The 15,857-nt window shown below is 58.3% G+C and carries 17 protein-coding genes and 1 pseudogene; 10 read left to right on the forward strand and 8 right to left on the reverse strand.

The window, feature by feature from the left end; all coding sequences use genetic code 11:
* Window positions 1-95 precede the first annotated feature (95 nt).
* Entirely contained in the window at window positions 96-293 is a 198-nt protein-coding gene (locus tag NKH70_RS32560) for a hypothetical protein (RefSeq protein ID WP_352508178.1), read from the forward strand.
* Between the two features lie 696 nt (window positions 294-989).
* Here NKH70_RS32560 and NKH70_RS32565 read toward each other — a convergent pair.
* Window positions 990-1,397: a glucosidase family protein gene (locus tag NKH70_RS32565; protein WP_352508180.1), complete on the reverse strand. Its 408-nt coding sequence runs from the start codon at window positions 1,395-1,397 to the stop codon at window positions 990-992.
* Window positions 1,394-1,720: a glycogen debranching N-terminal domain-containing protein gene (locus NKH70_RS32570; RefSeq protein WP_352508182.1), complete on the reverse strand. Its 327-nt coding sequence runs from the start codon at window positions 1,718-1,720 to the stop codon at window positions 1,394-1,396. The genes NKH70_RS32565 and NKH70_RS32570 overlap by 4 nt, the downstream gene beginning before the upstream one ends.
* A 122-nt stretch (window positions 1,721-1,842) precedes the next feature.
* Between NKH70_RS32570 and NKH70_RS32575 the strand changes: the two genes are divergently transcribed.
* The 4 genes from NKH70_RS32575 to NKH70_RS32590 all read left to right on the forward strand — a co-directional run bounded on the left by NKH70_RS32575 (window position 1,843) and on the right by NKH70_RS32590 (window position 3,503).
* Complete coding sequence (locus NKH70_RS32575) at window positions 1,843-2,037, forward strand: hypothetical protein (protein WP_352508184.1); 195 nt, start codon at window positions 1,843-1,845, stop codon at window positions 2,035-2,037.
* A 156-nt stretch (window positions 2,038-2,193) separates the two neighbouring features.
* On the forward strand, window positions 2,194-2,424 hold the full coding sequence (locus NKH70_RS32580; RefSeq protein WP_352508186.1) for a hypothetical protein: 231 nt from the start codon (window positions 2,194-2,196) through the stop codon (window positions 2,422-2,424).
* Window positions 2,425-2,686: 262 nt separating this feature from the next.
* A complete protein-coding gene (locus NKH70_RS32585; RefSeq protein ID WP_352508188.1) occupies window positions 2,687-2,905 on the forward strand; it encodes a hypothetical protein in 219 nt (72 codons plus the stop codon).
* Between the two features lie 262 nt (window positions 2,906-3,167).
* The gene (locus NKH70_RS32590; RefSeq protein WP_352508190.1) at window positions 3,168-3,503 is read left to right on the forward strand and encodes a DUF982 domain-containing protein; all 336 of its coding nucleotides are present in this window, start codon (window positions 3,168-3,170) and stop codon (window positions 3,501-3,503) included.
* Window positions 3,504-4,350: 847 nt separating this feature from the next.
* Here NKH70_RS32590 and NKH70_RS32595 read toward each other — a convergent pair.
* Entirely contained in the window at window positions 4,351-4,563 is a 213-nt protein-coding gene (locus tag NKH70_RS32595; RefSeq protein ID WP_352517329.1) for a hypothetical protein, read from the reverse strand.
* Between the two features lie 562 nt (window positions 4,564-5,125).
* Between NKH70_RS32595 and NKH70_RS32600 the strand changes: the two genes are divergently transcribed.
* Window positions 5,126-5,401, forward strand: a complete 276-nt coding sequence (locus tag NKH70_RS32600; RefSeq protein WP_352508193.1) for a hypothetical protein — start codon at window positions 5,126-5,128, stop codon at window positions 5,399-5,401.
* Between the two features lie 4 nt (window positions 5,402-5,405).
* Here NKH70_RS32600 and NKH70_RS32605 read toward each other — a convergent pair whose 3' ends face one another.
* Both NKH70_RS32605 and NKH70_RS32610 read right to left on the reverse strand, forming a co-directional pair.
* Window positions 5,406-5,669 carry a hypothetical protein gene (locus NKH70_RS32605; protein WP_352508194.1) on the reverse strand — a complete coding sequence of 88 codons (264 nt, stop codon included), beginning with the start codon at window positions 5,667-5,669 and terminating at the stop codon, window positions 5,406-5,408.
* A 136-nt stretch (window positions 5,670-5,805) separates the two neighbouring features.
* A complete protein-coding gene (locus NKH70_RS32610) occupies window positions 5,806-6,150 on the reverse strand; it encodes a hypothetical protein (protein ID WP_352508195.1) in 345 nt (114 codons plus the stop codon).
* Between the two features lie 1,122 nt (window positions 6,151-7,272).
* Here NKH70_RS32610 and NKH70_RS32615 point away from each other — a divergent pair.
* From NKH70_RS32615 to NKH70_RS32625, 3 genes are read left to right on the forward strand one after another with little or no spacing between them, the layout of a single operon-like run.
* Window positions 7,273-8,034, forward strand: a complete 762-nt coding sequence (locus NKH70_RS32615; protein ID WP_352508197.1) for a hypothetical protein — start codon at window positions 7,273-7,275, stop codon at window positions 8,032-8,034.
* Between the two features lie 11 nt (window positions 8,035-8,045).
* The gene (locus tag NKH70_RS32620; RefSeq protein WP_352508199.1) at window positions 8,046-8,558 is read left to right on the forward strand and encodes an NAD(P)-binding protein; all 513 of its coding nucleotides are present in this window, start codon (window positions 8,046-8,048) and stop codon (window positions 8,556-8,558) included.
* Window positions 8,515-9,963, forward strand: coding sequence for a GMC oxidoreductase (locus NKH70_RS32625; protein ID WP_353027232.1), 1,449 nt, complete (start codon window positions 8,515-8,517; stop codon window positions 9,961-9,963). The genes NKH70_RS32620 and NKH70_RS32625 overlap by 44 nt, the downstream gene beginning before the upstream one ends.
* A 159-nt stretch (window positions 9,964-10,122) precedes the next feature.
* Here the strand turns inward: NKH70_RS32625 and NKH70_RS32630 are convergent, their stop codons facing one another.
* The 3 genes and pseudogenes from NKH70_RS32630 to NKH70_RS32640 all read right to left on the reverse strand — a co-directional run bounded on the left by NKH70_RS32630 (window position 10,123) and on the right by NKH70_RS32640 (window position 13,950).
* Window positions 10,123-11,274, reverse strand: a complete 1,152-nt coding sequence (locus NKH70_RS32630) for a hypothetical protein (protein WP_352517327.1) — start codon at window positions 11,272-11,274, stop codon at window positions 10,123-10,125.
* A gap of 855 nt (window positions 11,275-12,129) precedes the next feature.
* Window positions 12,130-13,058 (reverse strand): annotated as a pseudogene (locus NKH70_RS32635) (tyrosine-type recombinase/integrase); the annotation flags it as partial.
* A 100-nt stretch (window positions 13,059-13,158) separates the two neighbouring features.
* A complete protein-coding gene (locus NKH70_RS32640; RefSeq protein ID WP_353027233.1) occupies window positions 13,159-13,950 on the reverse strand; it encodes a DUF1194 domain-containing protein in 792 nt (263 codons plus the stop codon).
* Between the two features lie 401 nt (window positions 13,951-14,351).
* Here NKH70_RS32640 and NKH70_RS32645 point away from each other — a divergent pair, with 401 nt between their 5' ends.
* On the forward strand, window positions 14,352-15,302 hold the full coding sequence (locus tag NKH70_RS32645) for a 2-hydroxyacid dehydrogenase (protein ID WP_352508207.1): 951 nt from the start codon (window positions 14,352-14,354) through the stop codon (window positions 15,300-15,302).
* Window positions 15,303-15,857 lie beyond the last annotated feature (555 nt).

Here is a 15,857-nt window from a genome sequence, read left to right on the forward strand (position 1 = left end):
TTTCTGCGGCCCGCCGTTTCGCCCGACATCATGGAACGATATCGCCCCCCATGTATTAGAAACCCATGGACACTATGGAACCCCACGGCCACGGGATGGCGGCCGATCTTTTGACATCGGAAGTTGCCAATGCCAGGCAGCGCATCCACCGGACCGAGCTCGCGCTTCAACGCACTGAAGAAATGCTGGCCGAAAATCTCGCGCTGTGCAGCAGGATACGAACTGCGGTCGAGGCCGCAGACCGCTTGGTGAAGATCGATCCCCCCAGCTTTGAAGGACGTCGCGCGGATTGAACTGGGCCGGCGGTTCATTCGTCGCGACCTTCAGGCCACCGCCACCACTCGCGCTCAAGCACGGCGGCAACCAGGTCGACAGACGGCGAGCGCGGCTCATGGTGCGCGGCCTGGTGCTCGCGAGGAACCCGTCATCCGGCATGCGCTCCACTGCCTCGAAATGCCATCGCGCGCGCGGCGTTACCGCCAACAGAAGGAAAACGCGGGGCCTGAGGCCCCACACCCCCACTCCGTTCCGCTTCGCGGACGGATATGCTCGCTCCCTTGCTCATGTGGCACTATCCGGTGTTGAGCCATATTGCTTTTGAGAGCGAAGGATGCGGCTGATCGCCGTCGCATAGCGGCTGATCTCGGCGTCGATCTGGTGGGGTAAAGCCTCGGCGTTCGAGCTTCTTCCGCTCCTGTGCAACATGCAGCGACCAGTAGCGCTGTCCGGCTTGGTAGGTGCGAGCGTTCAGCGCGGTTGGTATGCTGCGAAGACGTAACCTTGCACCTCGACTAAGGCGATCGGTCCCTTGGGAACAGTGCCGTCGGTATGGAAAGATCGCATCGGCACTGTCCTTCCAGCCCTGATTGAAGAGGCCCGTATCCGCTGCCCTGCTGTAGGTAACGAACCCCTCCCCGTTGCGGGCTCCGACTTCTTCCATCCAAGCCGTGGCAGCACCCAGTGATTCCCAAATGCGATCGACAAAGTCCTCATCTCCGGTCCTGTCGGCCGAACGGCAACTCGCGAAGCACGGCCATCTCGCCCTTGCGCGTTTTGTGCATGATCTTGCCTGGGTCCGCGTCTCCGAAGACGGACGTCTCGGTCGATTGGTAGCGGGCGAGAAACGCCAGCACGCCACGGGCAAGCTCGGGATTGAGCCAGAGCATCTGCAAGGCGGAAATGACTCCGTCGCGACCAAAGGCGGTTGAGAACCATGGAATGCCGGCATACGGGTATGGTCCCGTCGCGAGGTCGGTTGTCAGGAGCGCGATGTCGGCACGTGTGCGGGCCAGCCAGTCATTGAACACGCGTCCGGAACTGAAAACGGTGGCGCCTTGCCGGCGCTTTGAGCGAAATCGCACATCGCGCTCGCCCAGCGGCGGCGCGAAACCGGTCACTGGACGGAATCTCTTCGCCGTGACCGACCATCCAGATGGAGGATCCTGCGGTCACGGCTCGGCACGACAATGCGGAACTCGGCGTAACTGGAATGCACCTGATCCGGCTCCGCAATGACCGACTGGCGCGCCACATTATCAAGCCCTTCGTACCGAAATGTGACGCTTGCCTCACCAATCAGCGCGTCATGGGCACGACCGTGATGGCTACGCGTGGTGCCGCGCACCGCGAACATGTCTCGGAAATCGGCATCGAAGTCGACACGGACCGGCAACGCAATCTCGCGCGCGAAGTAGTTGGTGAAGGTAATGCGCTCGAGCAACGGGGTCGCGCGAGCCAGTTATCCGATCTCCCGCTCAGAAATTTCTACCAAATATTCCGACCTCCTGATGGAACCCATTCGTTGCGGGCGAGTTGCGGCTCATTGGGACGGACTTCCCGAACATGACAACGAGCAACAAAGCAGACCATCAGTCTGTCTCCGAAGCGTTTCGGAAACTGATCCGTTCCGAAGGCTATCGTCATCACGTACAAACATTCTTAAATCTGGAGGTCGAACCAGAACTGCCGCCAACCCTGCAGTCATTACTTGCGGCTATTGATCGGGCCAAACAGGGCCCGACGGAAGAAGGTCCCTAGCCGGCTGGCTGAGCGTCAGGTCAAAGAGTACAGAGGCTCGCTTCGTGGCTTCTCCCCTGATTCTCACTCAGAACTTATCAAACATTCTTCTTGATTTTTCTCGACAGAGGGTCATGAATGTTCCGCGTGGGTTCTCGCTGAGGTGGGAGGCCTGGTATGAACGTTTGGACGAACTGCCGACCTATCAAAGTGACTGCCAATGAGCTTGTTGAAGAGCTGATTTTACGAGCCCGGCGCGGCCAAATCATCATCTCCGTCAAAGAGACTATCGCAGCGGTGCGCCGAGACGGGCTACATCTGGCGGAAAGTGACTGCGAGCTGGTGGAGCTTATTGTCGATCTTGCCCCAACCTTTGGCATGTTCGTCGCGTTCGACCTTCGCGAATAGCCTGATGGCAGGTTCTTCCCTCCGGTATACGTCGGGGACGATTCGACCCAAGGTTGTGGACGAAAGGCGGATCGAAGCGCGCTCTATGGTCGGAGGGGGTCTGCGCGCGAGCCAATTATCCGATCACCGATCAGAAACTCGAGCTAAAAATTGCTGACTGTTGCGGCCTAGCACCGTGCCAATTCGTACGATTCGTACATGGCGTTGATGTCGGTCAGGAAGTGAGTAGATTCCCCTTCGGCGTGTCCCTGGGGAGGGCCGGATGAGCGTCGCGCAAAGGGTCGGTCCGCTTCTAGAGCAAGCAATCACTGTACTCCTCAACAGGGCGGACCGTCGCGACACGGTCTCGATCAAAGCGGCACTACGCGAAGCTCGGGAGGCTGCGCCTTGTTTGGTGGCCTCCGACGAAGAACTAACCAAGGCGATCCTCGAGGCAGCAACTGCCATGGGCCTCTACGTGCCTTTCGACGGTCGCGAATAGCTGTCAGCCAACTTCGCTTGTCGTGACCTGGCAATGGCGACCGTGTGCTGCCATTCATTCTCGATATTCCCGCCTTGGCGTGACAGCCCTCACATTAACGCTCTCGCCGAGGACGAATAAGCATCGGATGCCGCAGATTTCCGAATGGTCCTTTGAGGCGATCGCCGCAATGGCTAGACCGACAACAAGCGAAATGACTAGGGCGACACCCACCGGAAGATGATGCATACCGGCTTCGTACCGACCGCTCGGATAAACGTCGATGAACGTTTGGAAACACCCGTCACGGACTCAGACCATCCCTAACAAATGGTTAGCCGTCCTAATCGCTGAGCCGGTTTATAGAGAGGAAACCCTGGCTCGCCACTGGTTCAACCCTCCGGTCCCCGTCAAGACCGAGCGTCCCGGGATCATCCACAATGTCAACAACGCCGAGACAGCCGGCGAGGAGCTGATGAAGTGGACCAAGCGTGGCCCTTGCTGGGATCTCGCGGTGCGCGTTTGCATGGCCGTGATTTTCGATGAGATGGAACCCGAGGAGGCCCGCAAGGCATTCCTGGCTGCTGCAAAAGAGGAGGGGACATTACTCCCCCAATGACAAGTAGCTAACTTGAACTGCGGTAAAGGTTCTCTGACCAACACCGCCTTCGCGAAAGGAGCCCGCCGCCGGTGAGGGAGAGGCGACGGACCCCCCACAGCGGCTGCACATCCACGAAGAATCCCGCTGCCACCTCTAAACCCGCGAGGGCCTACATCGTTCCCTTAGCTGCGGCTAAAGCGGGGTTGGTCGGCGGGCTCTTGGCGCTCTAAGTTCTAGCGGCGATGGCGAAATTGGCATGGTGAATGTTTGCAGGCGCTTGAACCCTTGGGAGCATAGCTGTTGGAGGTCATCGATATTGTCTTTTGGTTTCAGGGTGAGGTTGCGCCGGCGTTTGTCTGTCTCCAGGCCGGATACAATCAAGCGGTCTTGCGACGGGTCCGGACGAACGCAGCGTCAGCGCTGCTCCGCAGCAGCGGGCTGCAGACGGCGGTCGCCAGCCAGCTTGAGGCGCAGTTGCCCGCAACCACTCGCCATCTTCTCCGAGCGGATCGCAGGACAGCTACGCGATTCTGAGCACTGCCAAATCGGCCTAATTTTCCACTGCCGAATGGACGATGAGACGCGTAAGCGAGTTTCCGGACCGGAAGCTATGCGTTGGGTTGCCCAAACGATGCAGAGGCGCTGCTGTGTTGGCGCGACACGCTCGACCGCAGGTGCGGACGGCATAAGAATTTTGGAGAGGCCCGTGGTGACTGGGGATTGCGCCGGTATTGGCGACGCGCGAAGACCGGGTCGATATCCGGGCGAAGGCAGCCCCTGCGACGCAACTTCATACCGGAGACTGGAGGCCGCGCTGGGAGGTTGTTGCTTAGGCTACCAACTCAAAGTAATTGTCCGGGAGAGTTCAGCGATGTCGCCATAGATCATCAGAACCTCTGACGAGAAAACATTTATCACCGAGGACTTCGAAGAGTGAGCTTGCCGCGGTACAAACCGGCAGGTTCTTCGAATTGGCGTACGTGCCGAGGGGCGCGGTTTCGACCTTACGGTCCTTGGCTTCGGCACAGCCGACACTGATCGCGAGGATTGCGATAGCAATGAGAGTCGTCTTGCTCATATTTTGCCTCTGGAGCCAGCTCTTGTCGGGTAAGTCGCGCGATGCATCAAAGTAGCACCGGCCCACGAACGGCTTCATCCCATCGATTGGAGGAAGCGGGCTCATTCATAATTAGCAATATCTTGAGTAAGGCGCCGAGCGCACCAGACTCATGGAACGGCGCGCGGAATTTCCATTCGTGACGAGGTGCCGATCCCGGCCGCCTTCGCAAACGGGTCACTCAGCGCTGCGTAAACGTCTCGATTCCGAGCTATAGCTTTCCGCATTCGATCATCGATCATACCAAGGCGAAGAAGGGGCAGCAGATCGAGCTTACCGGACAGATCACGCGCATAGACGAGGAAGGCGGCAGGGTGACCGTCGATCTGGGACCGCTGGTGACGATCGAGATCGACAAGGTCAGGCTGGTCGAGAAGTACAGGACGCCAAAGCGCAAGAAGCCGCTGCGCGACATGGTGGATTAGCTCGCGGACCGCCGCTTATCCACGCGACATCGGTACCACTCAAACGAATGGCAATTTTCTGTCTGAATGCGTTTAGGGTCCATGCTCGGAGACCACGCATGGGTATCGCGCGGGAGACAGGTGACTCCCCGTTTCAAGGCTTCGAGATGCTACGAGCACTGAACAGTCAGTTTCTTAGACCTAAAGATCGGGCGATCTGCCAGCGAGTTGTCGACCAGGTAACTGCCGACGCCAAATGGTACAGCACCCCGATAGACGGTCAGATTCTGGCCTCGACCACGCTGAATCTGTTTCAATCAGGGGTCGTAAACGAAACGAATTTGCTGGCACATGTTCGCGCGCGGCGCCACGACTTCACTAAACTGACAGGCTAGTTCTTCACCCTCGCGACATGGGCGCGAAATGCGGTTCTTCGTAATCCGCCGGGCGGTCATGCAGCAAGTTGAGCGCCCGCTTTAGGGCCCGATGCAAATTGTCGATGGCGTCGTAGTGCGGACAGAACGGCCTTAGGGACAACTGCGCGACCCGCAGTTCCTTCGTCAGTAGCCAAGCCTGCCGTTCGATCTTGGCAAGATGATACTCGGAAATCTGTTCATGGCGGCGACGGTGCGGCATCCCGCAAAATAGGAATATATTCGGCATCCCGTCAAGGCACATAGACTTCGTCCCGCCCTCAACGCATGCTCGCCGCGGGCATTTTGGGGAAGCATGAAAATCAAGTTATGTGCGTTTGTAGCCATCAGCGTTTTGTCGGGCTGCGCTACTCGCCCAGCCGACATCAAGCCATGCTGGTTTCGTCCAGCGTATACGCGGGCACGTCCTGCAGCCATTTGGAAGCCGAACTTTTCCGAACGAGTTCCGACCTGGCCCGATAATGGCCGTACAACACAGGACGGCCCGCCATGACGTGGATGGCGTGTTTTGGCTTGGCTTGCCGGTTGGCAGCATGATGGACGACACAGACATCAAGGCAGGTGAAGCCAAGATCGGCGAGCTGAAGGGCAACATGGACGCGATCAACGCAGCCCGACGAAAGGGCGGCTGTGTTGCACTCTGTAAGCCGCTCCAACGTTAAAATTGTCGGCTTGCTTCCCGCCTTGGCCACTGCGGAGTGGTCGTTCATCGATTGACTCGCGTAATGCACCGGCAGTTAATCTCCCCGCCAGGGCAAAAAGAGGGGCTATGAAACTGGGAGCAAACAATGACTGTCCAAAAAGAAGACTATCGAACCAACAGAGCCGACTACGCCATAGCTGCCATGCATAGCCGAGCGACCGCTGAGGGCGATCGTGACGATTTGGTGGCGAGGAAAAAGTCCCTGTGGGTAACAGATCGGCGATCTGCAAAATTGGCTGCAAACCCGTCCGAAAGCTCGCCAGAACCCAAGGCAAAAGCGCGCGGTAAGTGAATTGATTGAGCCCCTACGTGCCGATTGGGAGGCTGTGCAAGGACAGGTGAAGGAACTGCGGGATGCCGGAAATCATCCGGCAGCGTTGGCTGCAGTGAAGACTTATCACCATAAGCTCTGCACGACGCGCGTCCTCGACCTGGCCCGTGGAACCGGAAACTTCCTCTATGTTAGCCTGGAACTGATGAAACGCCAGCTATCCTGACATCTTAAATCATTGAACTCATGAGCTATGCCTTCCATAGTAACTTGAGGGAAGACTATCGCTAGACATGCCGGCCCGCACTAACGTAATGGGGCGAGACTATCGGCACTCTGACGTTTTGCACGCTTTTCTCTGACATACTGAGCGCGAGAACAGAGCGTCAAAAGACAGCGCCTGTGGAGTTCGAGGATCAGGTGGGACGGATTCCCGCGCGAGAATTCAGGCGCATCGTTTGAGGGAGGCGGCCACTTCGTTAGATCCGAGCACGCAACGTGCGGTGCGAAAAGGCGCCGCGAATGCGATTAAACGCGTCAGTCTTATCCAGTCAACAGCCCCAGAGCGTTGATTGCACTGTGGATGACAAATTTTTCGGGTAGACAGCTAATATACTTTCCGGTTCTCTGGGGTCGCAATCAGATCGAAGGAGCGGGATCGTGCATCGTATGACTGTGAGTCAGCACCGAAGCCTGACCCCGCACGAGTAGAGGGTAACGCATTGATTTGTTGACCACAATCTTGCATTAGTATGGTCAATATTCGCGCCGGGGATGACCCCATCGATATCCCGAGTTTGCAAGAGCATATATTCCAATCAACCTCGGATAGGCATATCGTGCCAAGGTGAACATTCTATGGGAATGATTTCCGACGCAGAAGTTCGTGACACTCTTACCAAACTCGCGCGGCAGCTGTTCCCGCTGGAAAGCTGGGTCAAAGATGGTCAGAAATACGTTCCGCCCAATGCGCCGGATCTTCCTTGGCGCGGGTCCGGGCCGACGCTGTCGATCGAGTCGCTTCGCGCTGTTGAGCGCCTCGATCTCCTTATAGAGTCTGATTCAAACGAGGCCCTGCGTGTCCGATGGAACAAGATCGCGACTGCTCCCCTCTGGTTTGAACCGAGCCTCCACCATCCTGCAGACTGGCGGGCGCAGCACAAGCTCGATGAAGCGGCTGCCTTCGCGCCTGTCGATTCCGAGAACTTCGTGATCGCGACGGTAGATCCGAAGACTAAGCTCAAGCTGCCGCGCGCGAGATCGGAATTCTACGCGGCGTGCTGGCCACTGCTAATGAAGGCGCAGACCCAGCGCGTGTTTCCCGACGACGCGAGCTGGCTCCAGTTCGCGAAGAATCTGCTCGCCGATGAACTAGCGGCCTGGCCACCCACGGAAGTTGTTAAATCGTCTGACTTCATCAAGCGCTTCGCCAAGGACGTTGCGATCTGTCTGCTCGACTTGGAAAGTCCGTTCTTGCCTGTCGATGAGCAAGGAGAATTGTGGCAGCGCGCGGTGCTGATCGAGGCAGGAGAGCACCGTCATCGGCACAACGTCTACAATCCCGAACAGGTTCAGGAAGCTGTCGCTCAGTTCGACGCCAAGGTAACCGCTCTGCTCTAACGGAGACAGCAATGACCGAGAAACCGAACTTCGTGGTGGTGGGGTCCGGCGGCGGCGGCGGAACCATCGCGTGGCTCCTCGCCAAGGCGGGCTACAGTGTCACACTGCTAGAACAGGGACGTGACATCACGAAGGAGTTTGAGGCTATGCCAGGTCATCCGCAGGATGAGCCTGGGTTCAACTCGTCGGCCCATAGAGAGGAGTACTTTCGCCTTCGCAAGCCCGACCCGAAGCGAAGGTTGCGCGGCGACTACACAACCTTTCGCCGTTTCGAGAAGGATACTGCCAAGCCGTTCGTCAACGGCTGGACGGGCTCGGTTCTTGGTGGAGGGTCCACGATCTGGGGCACTTGGTCCTACCGCCCAATGCCCCTGGACTTCCTGCTGAACACGCACTTCTCGGAAACGAAGCTACGCGGTGCCGGACTGGCCCATCGGGTACGGCGACATGCTGCCGTATTACAGGGTCGCAGAGGCGCTGATGGGCGTCAGCGGCGACCGGGGCGAGATGAACAACGCGGTTGAGCAGAGCGCTTGGTACAAGGGTTTTAATCACCCGGCATATTTCGGCGACAAGCAACATTGGTTCGACACGACGCCACTGCCCTGCGGAGCCTACCCGATCACGCCGGTCGGACACTTCGCCAAGCTGGGCATGCATCACGCTGGCATGTGGCCTGTGCCCCTGCCCTGCGCCATCGTTCAACCCGGCAGCGCCCCCTACCAGACCCGCGAGAAGATTGCCGCGGCACTGGCGACATGGACCTCCAACGACCGGCCTGAATTCTGGCAGCAGAAGGCGGACCAGATCTGGAGCGAAGCCAAGCGAAACGCATGCAACATGTGCGGCTTCTGTGGCGAGTACATCTGCTGGGGCAAGGAGGAGGCGCCGAAGTTCGGCACCCGCGTCACAACGCTCAGGGAACTGGACGCGCTTCGGTCTGAGGGCAAGGTGCAGATTCACTGCAACGCCAAGGCCATTGAGGTCATGTTCGACAAGGCGGCTGGCCGGGGAACGGGAGTGCGCTATCTCGACATCAGCGACCCCGACAACCCAGTGCTCAAAGAGCAGTTGGCTGACAACGTGATCGTGTCGTGCGGGGCGATCCAGACCGCGCGCCTGCTGCGCTTGTCGGGTCCACCCGAAGGGTTGGGCAACCGGGGCGATCAACTGGGGAGGAACGCCACCTTCCACCTCTTCGGGCTTGGCGTAAAGATCACCCTCGACAAAGCGTTTCAGGGCATGGTCCACGGTGAATTCGGAGCAACCGGCAACGTGACCAGCTATGAGCCCTATTTCCTCCAAGAGCCCGTTACCAAGAACTGGATCAAGGCCGGGACTCTAACGAGCACGGCCAAGAAGAACCCGCTCGAAAACGCCGCCGCCTACTTCGACTCGCAACGAGGCGCGGCGCTCCAGCCGCTCAAGGAAATCGAGACATACGCGCGGTCCATGGAGCTGAGGCTAACGGCCGACGATTTACCCATGCCTCGCAACCGCGTTGACCTCGATCCCAAGCACGTCGACGAGTACGGCATCCCCACCGCCCGAGTCACGCGGGATCTTGGCCCCAATGAGTGGAGGATGTACGAATTGGCCCTCCCGATGTTCGAGAAATCCGTCGCGAAGTTCAGGAGCAACGGCAACAAGAAGATCATTGAGACGTTCGGGGCCTCGCCCGCGATCGTCGATCTCATCGGTGACCACCAGATGGGGACCTGCCGAATGGGGCCTGACGACGACGTGAAATCCGAGCGGTCCGTCCTCGACTCGCATTGTCGCCTGCATGAGGCGCGCAACGTTTTCGTCGTGGACTCTAGCTTCATGCCCACAGGCTTTGGATTGAATCCGATGTTGACAGTGGTAGCCAATGCGCTCCGGGTCGGTTCGTGGATCGTGCAGCAGGAGAAGCGCGGTCTCCTGAGTTAGAATGTCTGACCGGCGCCAGCGTATCCATCCCCTCGGTACGCATTCATCTATCTAGTCAAGCCCGAGGGGACGCGACGTCGCAAGCTGGACGCGCCGCTTGGCTGGCGTCGCGACATCACAAGTGGGCTCTGGCACGACAGAATCTGCATGTGGATCCTGTTATTCCAGCTTGAGATTCAACACGTCTGGGCAATGATCGGACAGCCGGACGTTATCTTTCGGCTGCGCATTCGGCCACGGCACTTGTCCGCCGCTTGCCGGCGTCACCAAGGCGCCGACCTTTGCCCCATATAGGAAAAACTCGATCGGCGCGAAGAAGTACTCGTCCTGCTCGGCCAGGCTGGCCGGCATGGCGTTGCGCTTCTCCAGCCAGCACAGCGATGCTTCCTTGTACGGCTGACGCATCATCAACGTATCGGGCCGATTGTCCTGATCGAGACCGTCTCTATTCGGCGCGAATGCCGTCAGAGCGGTCCACACTTCGTCCTGCGTCCTGCCTCCACCTAAATCAAGGCGACGGTTGAAGTCGCCGACAATCATCCAAGCCTCGCCGGCATCCTCGCGCGCCCTGATCCACTTGTGCAGGGGAAACATCTGCCGCCCTAGCGTGTCACAGGCGAACTTGGCGGGCGGGTCCAGCGCAGGATCCCTGGTGAAGAATTTCCGGTCGACCCGGTCATCGAAACAGCCCGACTTCAAATGCACGACCAGCACGCGCAAGCGGCTGGCACCGTCCCGCAGGATGACATCGAGGCCCCACCGCACGTCACGGATAGTTCCGTTGTCGTCGGATTTGACATTCAATTCTGGCAAATCGGCGACCATGTCGAGGACTAGACCCGCACTCTCCTTCAGCGCAATCGCCGTGAACTGCTGCCGTTCGGCGGCGACCGGCATGTGCGGCGTTTCGCCCACTCGCGTACAGACCGGCCCCGACTGGTTCATGTGCTCGAGCACGGCGTATTGCCCGCTGATACAATGCGTCCATCCATTGGCTACCGGGAAGACTTCATTGATGGCGGCGGGGCTGGTCACCTCCTGCAGGAACATCACATCCGCCGCAATGAGATCACGCCATTTGCGCAGGTCCGCGAAGTCGGCGGCCGTCCGGTGGTGATCATCTGGAAACACCGTCGCCGTATCGGCCGAATGCACCAGTGTCTGCACATTCCAGTTGCCAAGCCGGTGCTCGCCAGCCTCAACTGCCGTCGAAAATAACGACGCCGCCACAAGGGCAAGAACTTTCACCACCATCTTCCAGCACCCCTCCGTCGATGACAGCAATACGATTGCTACAGCACCGTTGTACAACAGTGCGCAAGTATGTGTCCGATTATTATTGCGGCGCGGATCCAATGTCGCCCAACTGTTGCCAAAGACGGTCTTGAGGCCTGGTCGGAGCGGTCGGGGAGCGGGTCCTGGCATGTTGACGAGATCGCACTGACTTACCCGTCCAGAAGGCAGCGAAGTGCGTTCGTTGGCGACAACGCGCAGTTCAGTTCGTCAGCTTGCTAGACGGACGAGAGAGCCGTTCCGGCTGCAACTCGGAAATGAGCGAACTGCGCCTTCCCGGAGCTTCGTCCAGTTGGCAATGACGGTCGCGTACCAGGCTACTCGACTCCATTTGACGTCGCTCGGCATTGGCCTTGATCTTCCATAGCCTCGACAATAGCTTTGGCTCCTCGGTCGACGACACGTCGACGAGGAAGGCCTTGTCCTGCGACTGTCCGGTATTCCGAGCCCGAAAGGTGTGCCGCCGCGGAACTTCCCTCGAAGGGGAAGTCGTCGTGGCGTGAACCTAGCGACGCTCATCCGACACCAAGAACCGCAAGAGCGGTACGGCGCGTGTTAAGAACCGCGCCTGACCCAACGCCGAGGCGGGGATCGCCGTTGCTCACCTACGGCGGAAAAGGTGCAAGTGGGAGGGATGATCAGCGCCCGCAATGGCGTCATCGATCATGCCGCGAATGAACCTGATAGTAAGTCGAGAATACGAGGACATCAGAGAGGATCGATCTAGTCGTGGAACGCCTCGGATCAACAGCCTCTCATTCCCTAGTTGGCCCTCCAGCTAGGCGACAAAGCTGGCGCCAGAAGGGGACATCGACTTGTGAGGGCCCCCGTCAAGCTGATCTGCCGCTGTGGCGTTGGTTGGGTTAACGCTGGTCAACCTTGCAGCGCGCTGCTGCCGTCGGTCACGGCAGTTGAAAGTGGCGTCACATTGGACATCGCGGGGTTGCTCTGTCCCAGGAAGTGAGCAAGGGCCGATTTCCTCGAGTCCCGATCGAGCGCATAGACGGTGTGGGTGAATGCGACGCCGTCCAGCAGGCCCTGAATGTAGCCAGCGATGCTGTCGGCCGCCATGATGAGCGCGGTGTCCACGGTATGGATGTAGCGGCTCGTTATCGTCCCGCGTGAATGCCCAACCAAGGCTGCAATGGTTGCTTCGGTGAACCCAAGGTCGTTGCCGATGCTGGCGAAGCTGTGCCGCAGGACATGCGGCGTAATGCCGGCTAGATCGGTAGCTTTGAACAGCTTCGTCCACTGTCTGGGGAAGGCTCCGAATGGCGTGTCATCCTCCCAGCCGGGAAAGACATAGTCCTCGGCATCTTGTTCCTCGTTGCGGCGGCTCTCGAGATACTCCAGCACAGGCAGACCGATTGGACGCACCGACGCGCCCTCCTTGCTGTCGGTCAGACGCAGGCAACTTCCTTCAGGATCGACTTCGCACACTGCAAACCAATGATCTCGCTGCGCCGGCACCCAGTCAGCGCGATCACCCGGATGATTTCTGCAGTGGTCTCGTATTGCCGGTCCTCGACCGCCTTCCGCAGAATATCGCCGAGTATGCGATACTCCTGTTCGCTGAGACGGCGGGCGTTGACCTGGTCCGTCGGCTTGCGAACGCCATGCACCGGGTTCTGCTCGATGATACCGAGTTCGACCGCATAGGTGAGAATGCCACCGAAGAGACCTATCGTCAGGGCAGCTGTGCCGGCACCACCGCGGACGATAGCGCGCCCACGCAGTTTGTCGGTCTTGACGTTCGCACGTGTCTTGCCCGCCATGATCTGCCTATACGTGCCGCCTAGGTCCTTCTAACACTCTGTCCATCATTCCAACTCCGGCCTCGTCACCGAAGATTTCTTCGACAGATTTATAGGGAGCCTTCCCGCGCGTATCGGTGCGATCGTTCTAAGAGCGTTTCTCTCCGGAGATGGAACTTACTTCTCGAATTAGCTTGTTGATTATGGCCCATTGAAATTCAGCCGAGCTGTCGGCTGGAATGATAAACGAGCCGGGCCCCCCGATAACGTGCCGCTCGTAATATTCCGCGGTGGTCTCGCCATTTTCCATTTCCGCGCCTATCGGGAGACCGTTGATGACGATGGCCTTCTGAAGCGCTCTCAGGCGGCTTTCTTCAAGTGAAGATCCGTCATTGTTTGTTCCGTCGCCTGAGATATCGATGACCCTGCGCAACGTCGGGACAGGAAGTTTGTCAAAGGCATCAACAGACACATCAATGGCGTATGAGATCGATGTTTTTGCACCGTGCGGATCTCGGTGTAGGCCTTCCGACCTTTTCCGAATTGCTTCCGCGACAACCGACGCATCATTCGCCTCAGAAAGAACGGTCCAATCCACCCGCGTTTTTAAGGAGCCGCGGCTCGACCATTCGACAAAAGTGACAGCGATCTTGCCGTGCATACCCTCTTTGATCACCTTCAACACGGTCCGTGACTCCAAAGCAGCCGCATAGCTCTCGCGTTGTAGCGTGGCCTCTATCTGGTTGATGGAGCCCGACATATCGACCGCAAGGACGATCGCGACATCGACTTCGGCGGTTGGGTCCTCGAGAGGAAGCTTTTCACGAATTTCACAAGGGCAAAGATCGTTCGTATAAGAACTGCCGTGAACAGGCTGGTCAGGGATCAGCAGCACTCTTAACAATCCTGCGCTCAACACAGTAAAGGAGAGGACTTGCATCTCCCATCTATCCTCATGAGCTTATGGGGTTTGGTTCTGCTAGTTGCAGAATTTCAACTAAATCTGAAGCGAGCAAGTCTAGCAGATGAAGCTAGGGGGACTTGCCCTAGACAGTAGCACACTCATATTAGCTCTACATAATTTTAAGAGTCAACAAATACAGGAGGGGGCAACCGGAGCGGGTATCCGCTGCCGCGCATCCCGCAGGGTTGGATCGGCCATCTGCTGACCCGTCAGGTCGGACGTCTTCTCGGCCAGCAACGGGCAGACATCACGCTTTGGCGGATCACCAACGCCATTTTGCCGGTCGTCTTGCAACTGGTGCCAGCTTGCGCAAAAATCAGTCTCCACAGACCGGTCATCCGGTGGATGCCTGATTACCTGAATCTGGGAGGGGCGAAGTGTTCGGCGAGCCCATTACCGTTCTGATGGTCAATGAGTATCCTGACTACATTGATCCACAAGTATGGGCTGCTGAGCTGAAAACCCGTGTGCCGCAGCTGGAGTTCAGGCTTTGGCCAGACGCCGGGAACAAAAGTGACATAGATATTGTGCTGATCGACAAGGGCGCCAGTCCTGGTTTTTTTGACGCCATGACGGGGCTAAGCGCCGTCGTCTATTTGGGGGCCGGTGTCGAGGGTATTGATCTTCAGAGCTTTCCCAAGAGTGTTCCGCTCATCAGGCTCGCAACGCGTGAGCAGGCTTCGGAAGTGGTGCAATACATCGTCCTTCGCGTTCTCTGCCAGCAACGGCATGTTGCGGATTACATGGGTCTCCAAGCCCGCAAGTTTTGGAATCCGATCGCGCCGCGGAAGATCTCCGAGACAAGAATTGTTGTGCTGGGTGCGGGCCGGATCGGTGGCTGGGCCGCAAAGCTGTTTGCGGACTTGGGCTACGACACGGCAGTCTGGTCTCGTCATCAAAAGGCCCTTCCTGGTATACATAGTTACTTTGGCCGTGCCCAGCTTGCGGACGCACTCACAAATCGGGACTACGTTATCTGTTCACTTCCCCTGACTGGTGACACTCGTGGGATACTGAATTCCTCTACCTTTGGACAAATGAAGTCAGGTGCCTACCTTGTGAATGTCGGCAGGGGTGCGCATGTCAACGAAGCCGACCTGATCCGCGCGCTCGACGAAGGTCAGCTTTCTGGTGCTTGTCTTGACGTGTTTGAGCGTGAACCACTGGAGACTTCATCGCCGTTGTGGACTCATCCCAGGGTGACCATCACACCTCATGTCGCGAGCTTCTGGGTGGATTCTGGAATCGACCAGGTCGCCGATCTCTGCGGTCAAGTTGCAAGAGGAGAGCCGCTGTCCAACAAGATCGACCTCGAACGGGGTTATTGAATCGAAGTAGCGTCTTTACCACTTCCCGACAGCGTGAACTCGTCGGTGTGGCAGATGCCGGTTCCGGCGGCGAGCTTCGGGGCGCAGAGCGGCTGTTCCGCGCTCCCGCACTTGCGTGCTCCCGGTGCCCCGTGGCCCGGATGCCCGGATGCGCCAAGCTTAACGAACTGACGACCGAACAAACGATGGCACCAAGAACATCATGCCGGATACGGCTTCATCGAGAGCTTCAACGGCAAGGAAGGCGCGTCAACACTCTACGCTACGATTGCTGGCCTCCCGTCGTCACGGCGCATATGCGACGTTCCGTTAGCCGCCGATCGCGTTCCTATCCACGACAATCGCGTGGTGGTACATTCGGTTGATTTGGCGAATGTTTTTTGTCGTCAACTCACCGGGAAACCGGGGAGGTGGTCATGAGAATTACTGCTCTAGCATGCGTCGCCCTCCTTGCAGGTTGCACAACGGCAGGCCCCCCAGGGCCCCAAGGGCCTGTCGGTCCACAAGGTCTTCCCGGCAAGCAGGGACCTAGAGGTGCAATGGGGGCTGAGGGTC

Source organism: Mesorhizobium sp. M0991, from assembly GCF_040318915.1.
Taxonomy (GTDB): domain Bacteria; phylum Pseudomonadota; class Alphaproteobacteria; order Rhizobiales; family Rhizobiaceae; genus Mesorhizobium.

Bases quoted from the DNA above. Each gene is read 5' to 3' on its own strand.
- NKH70_RS32560 (WP_352508178.1), top strand. From the start codon at position 96: ATGGCGGCCGATCTTTTGACATCGGAAGTTGCCAATGCCAGGCAGCGC.
- NKH70_RS32575 (WP_352508184.1), top strand. From the start codon at position 1,843: ATGACAACGAGCAACAAAGCAGACCATCAGTCTGTCTCCGAAGCGTTT.
- NKH70_RS32580 (WP_352508186.1), top strand. From the start codon at position 2,194: ATGAACGTTTGGACGAACTGCCGACCTATCAAAGTGACTGCCAATGAG.
- NKH70_RS32585 (WP_352508188.1), top strand. From the start codon at position 2,687: ATGAGCGTCGCGCAAAGGGTCGGTCCGCTTCTAGAGCAAGCAATCACT.
- NKH70_RS32590 (WP_352508190.1), top strand. From the start codon at position 3,168: ATGAACGTTTGGAAACACCCGTCACGGACTCAGACCATCCCTAACAAA.
- NKH70_RS32595 (WP_352517329.1), bottom strand. From the start codon at position 4,563: ATGAGCAAGACGACTCTCATTGCTATCGCAATCCTCGCGATCAGTGTC.
- NKH70_RS32600 (WP_352508193.1), top strand. From the start codon at position 5,126: ATGGGTATCGCGCGGGAGACAGGTGACTCCCCGTTTCAAGGCTTCGAG.
- NKH70_RS32605 (WP_352508194.1), bottom strand. From the start codon at position 5,669: ATGCCGAATATATTCCTATTTTGCGGGATGCCGCACCGTCGCCGCCAT.
- NKH70_RS32610 (WP_352508195.1), bottom strand. From the start codon at position 6,150: ATGAACGACCACTCCGCAGTGGCCAAGGCGGGAAGCAAGCCGACAATT.
- NKH70_RS32615 (WP_352508197.1), top strand. From the start codon at position 7,273: ATGGGAATGATTTCCGACGCAGAAGTTCGTGACACTCTTACCAAACTC.
- NKH70_RS32620 (WP_352508199.1), top strand. From the start codon at position 8,046: ATGACCGAGAAACCGAACTTCGTGGTGGTGGGGTCCGGCGGCGGCGGC.
- NKH70_RS32625 (WP_353027232.1), top strand. From the start codon at position 8,515: ATGGGCGTCAGCGGCGACCGGGGCGAGATGAACAACGCGGTTGAGCAG.
- NKH70_RS32640 (WP_353027233.1), bottom strand. From the start codon at position 13,950: ATGCAAGTCCTCTCCTTTACTGTGTTGAGCGCAGGATTGTTAAGAGTG.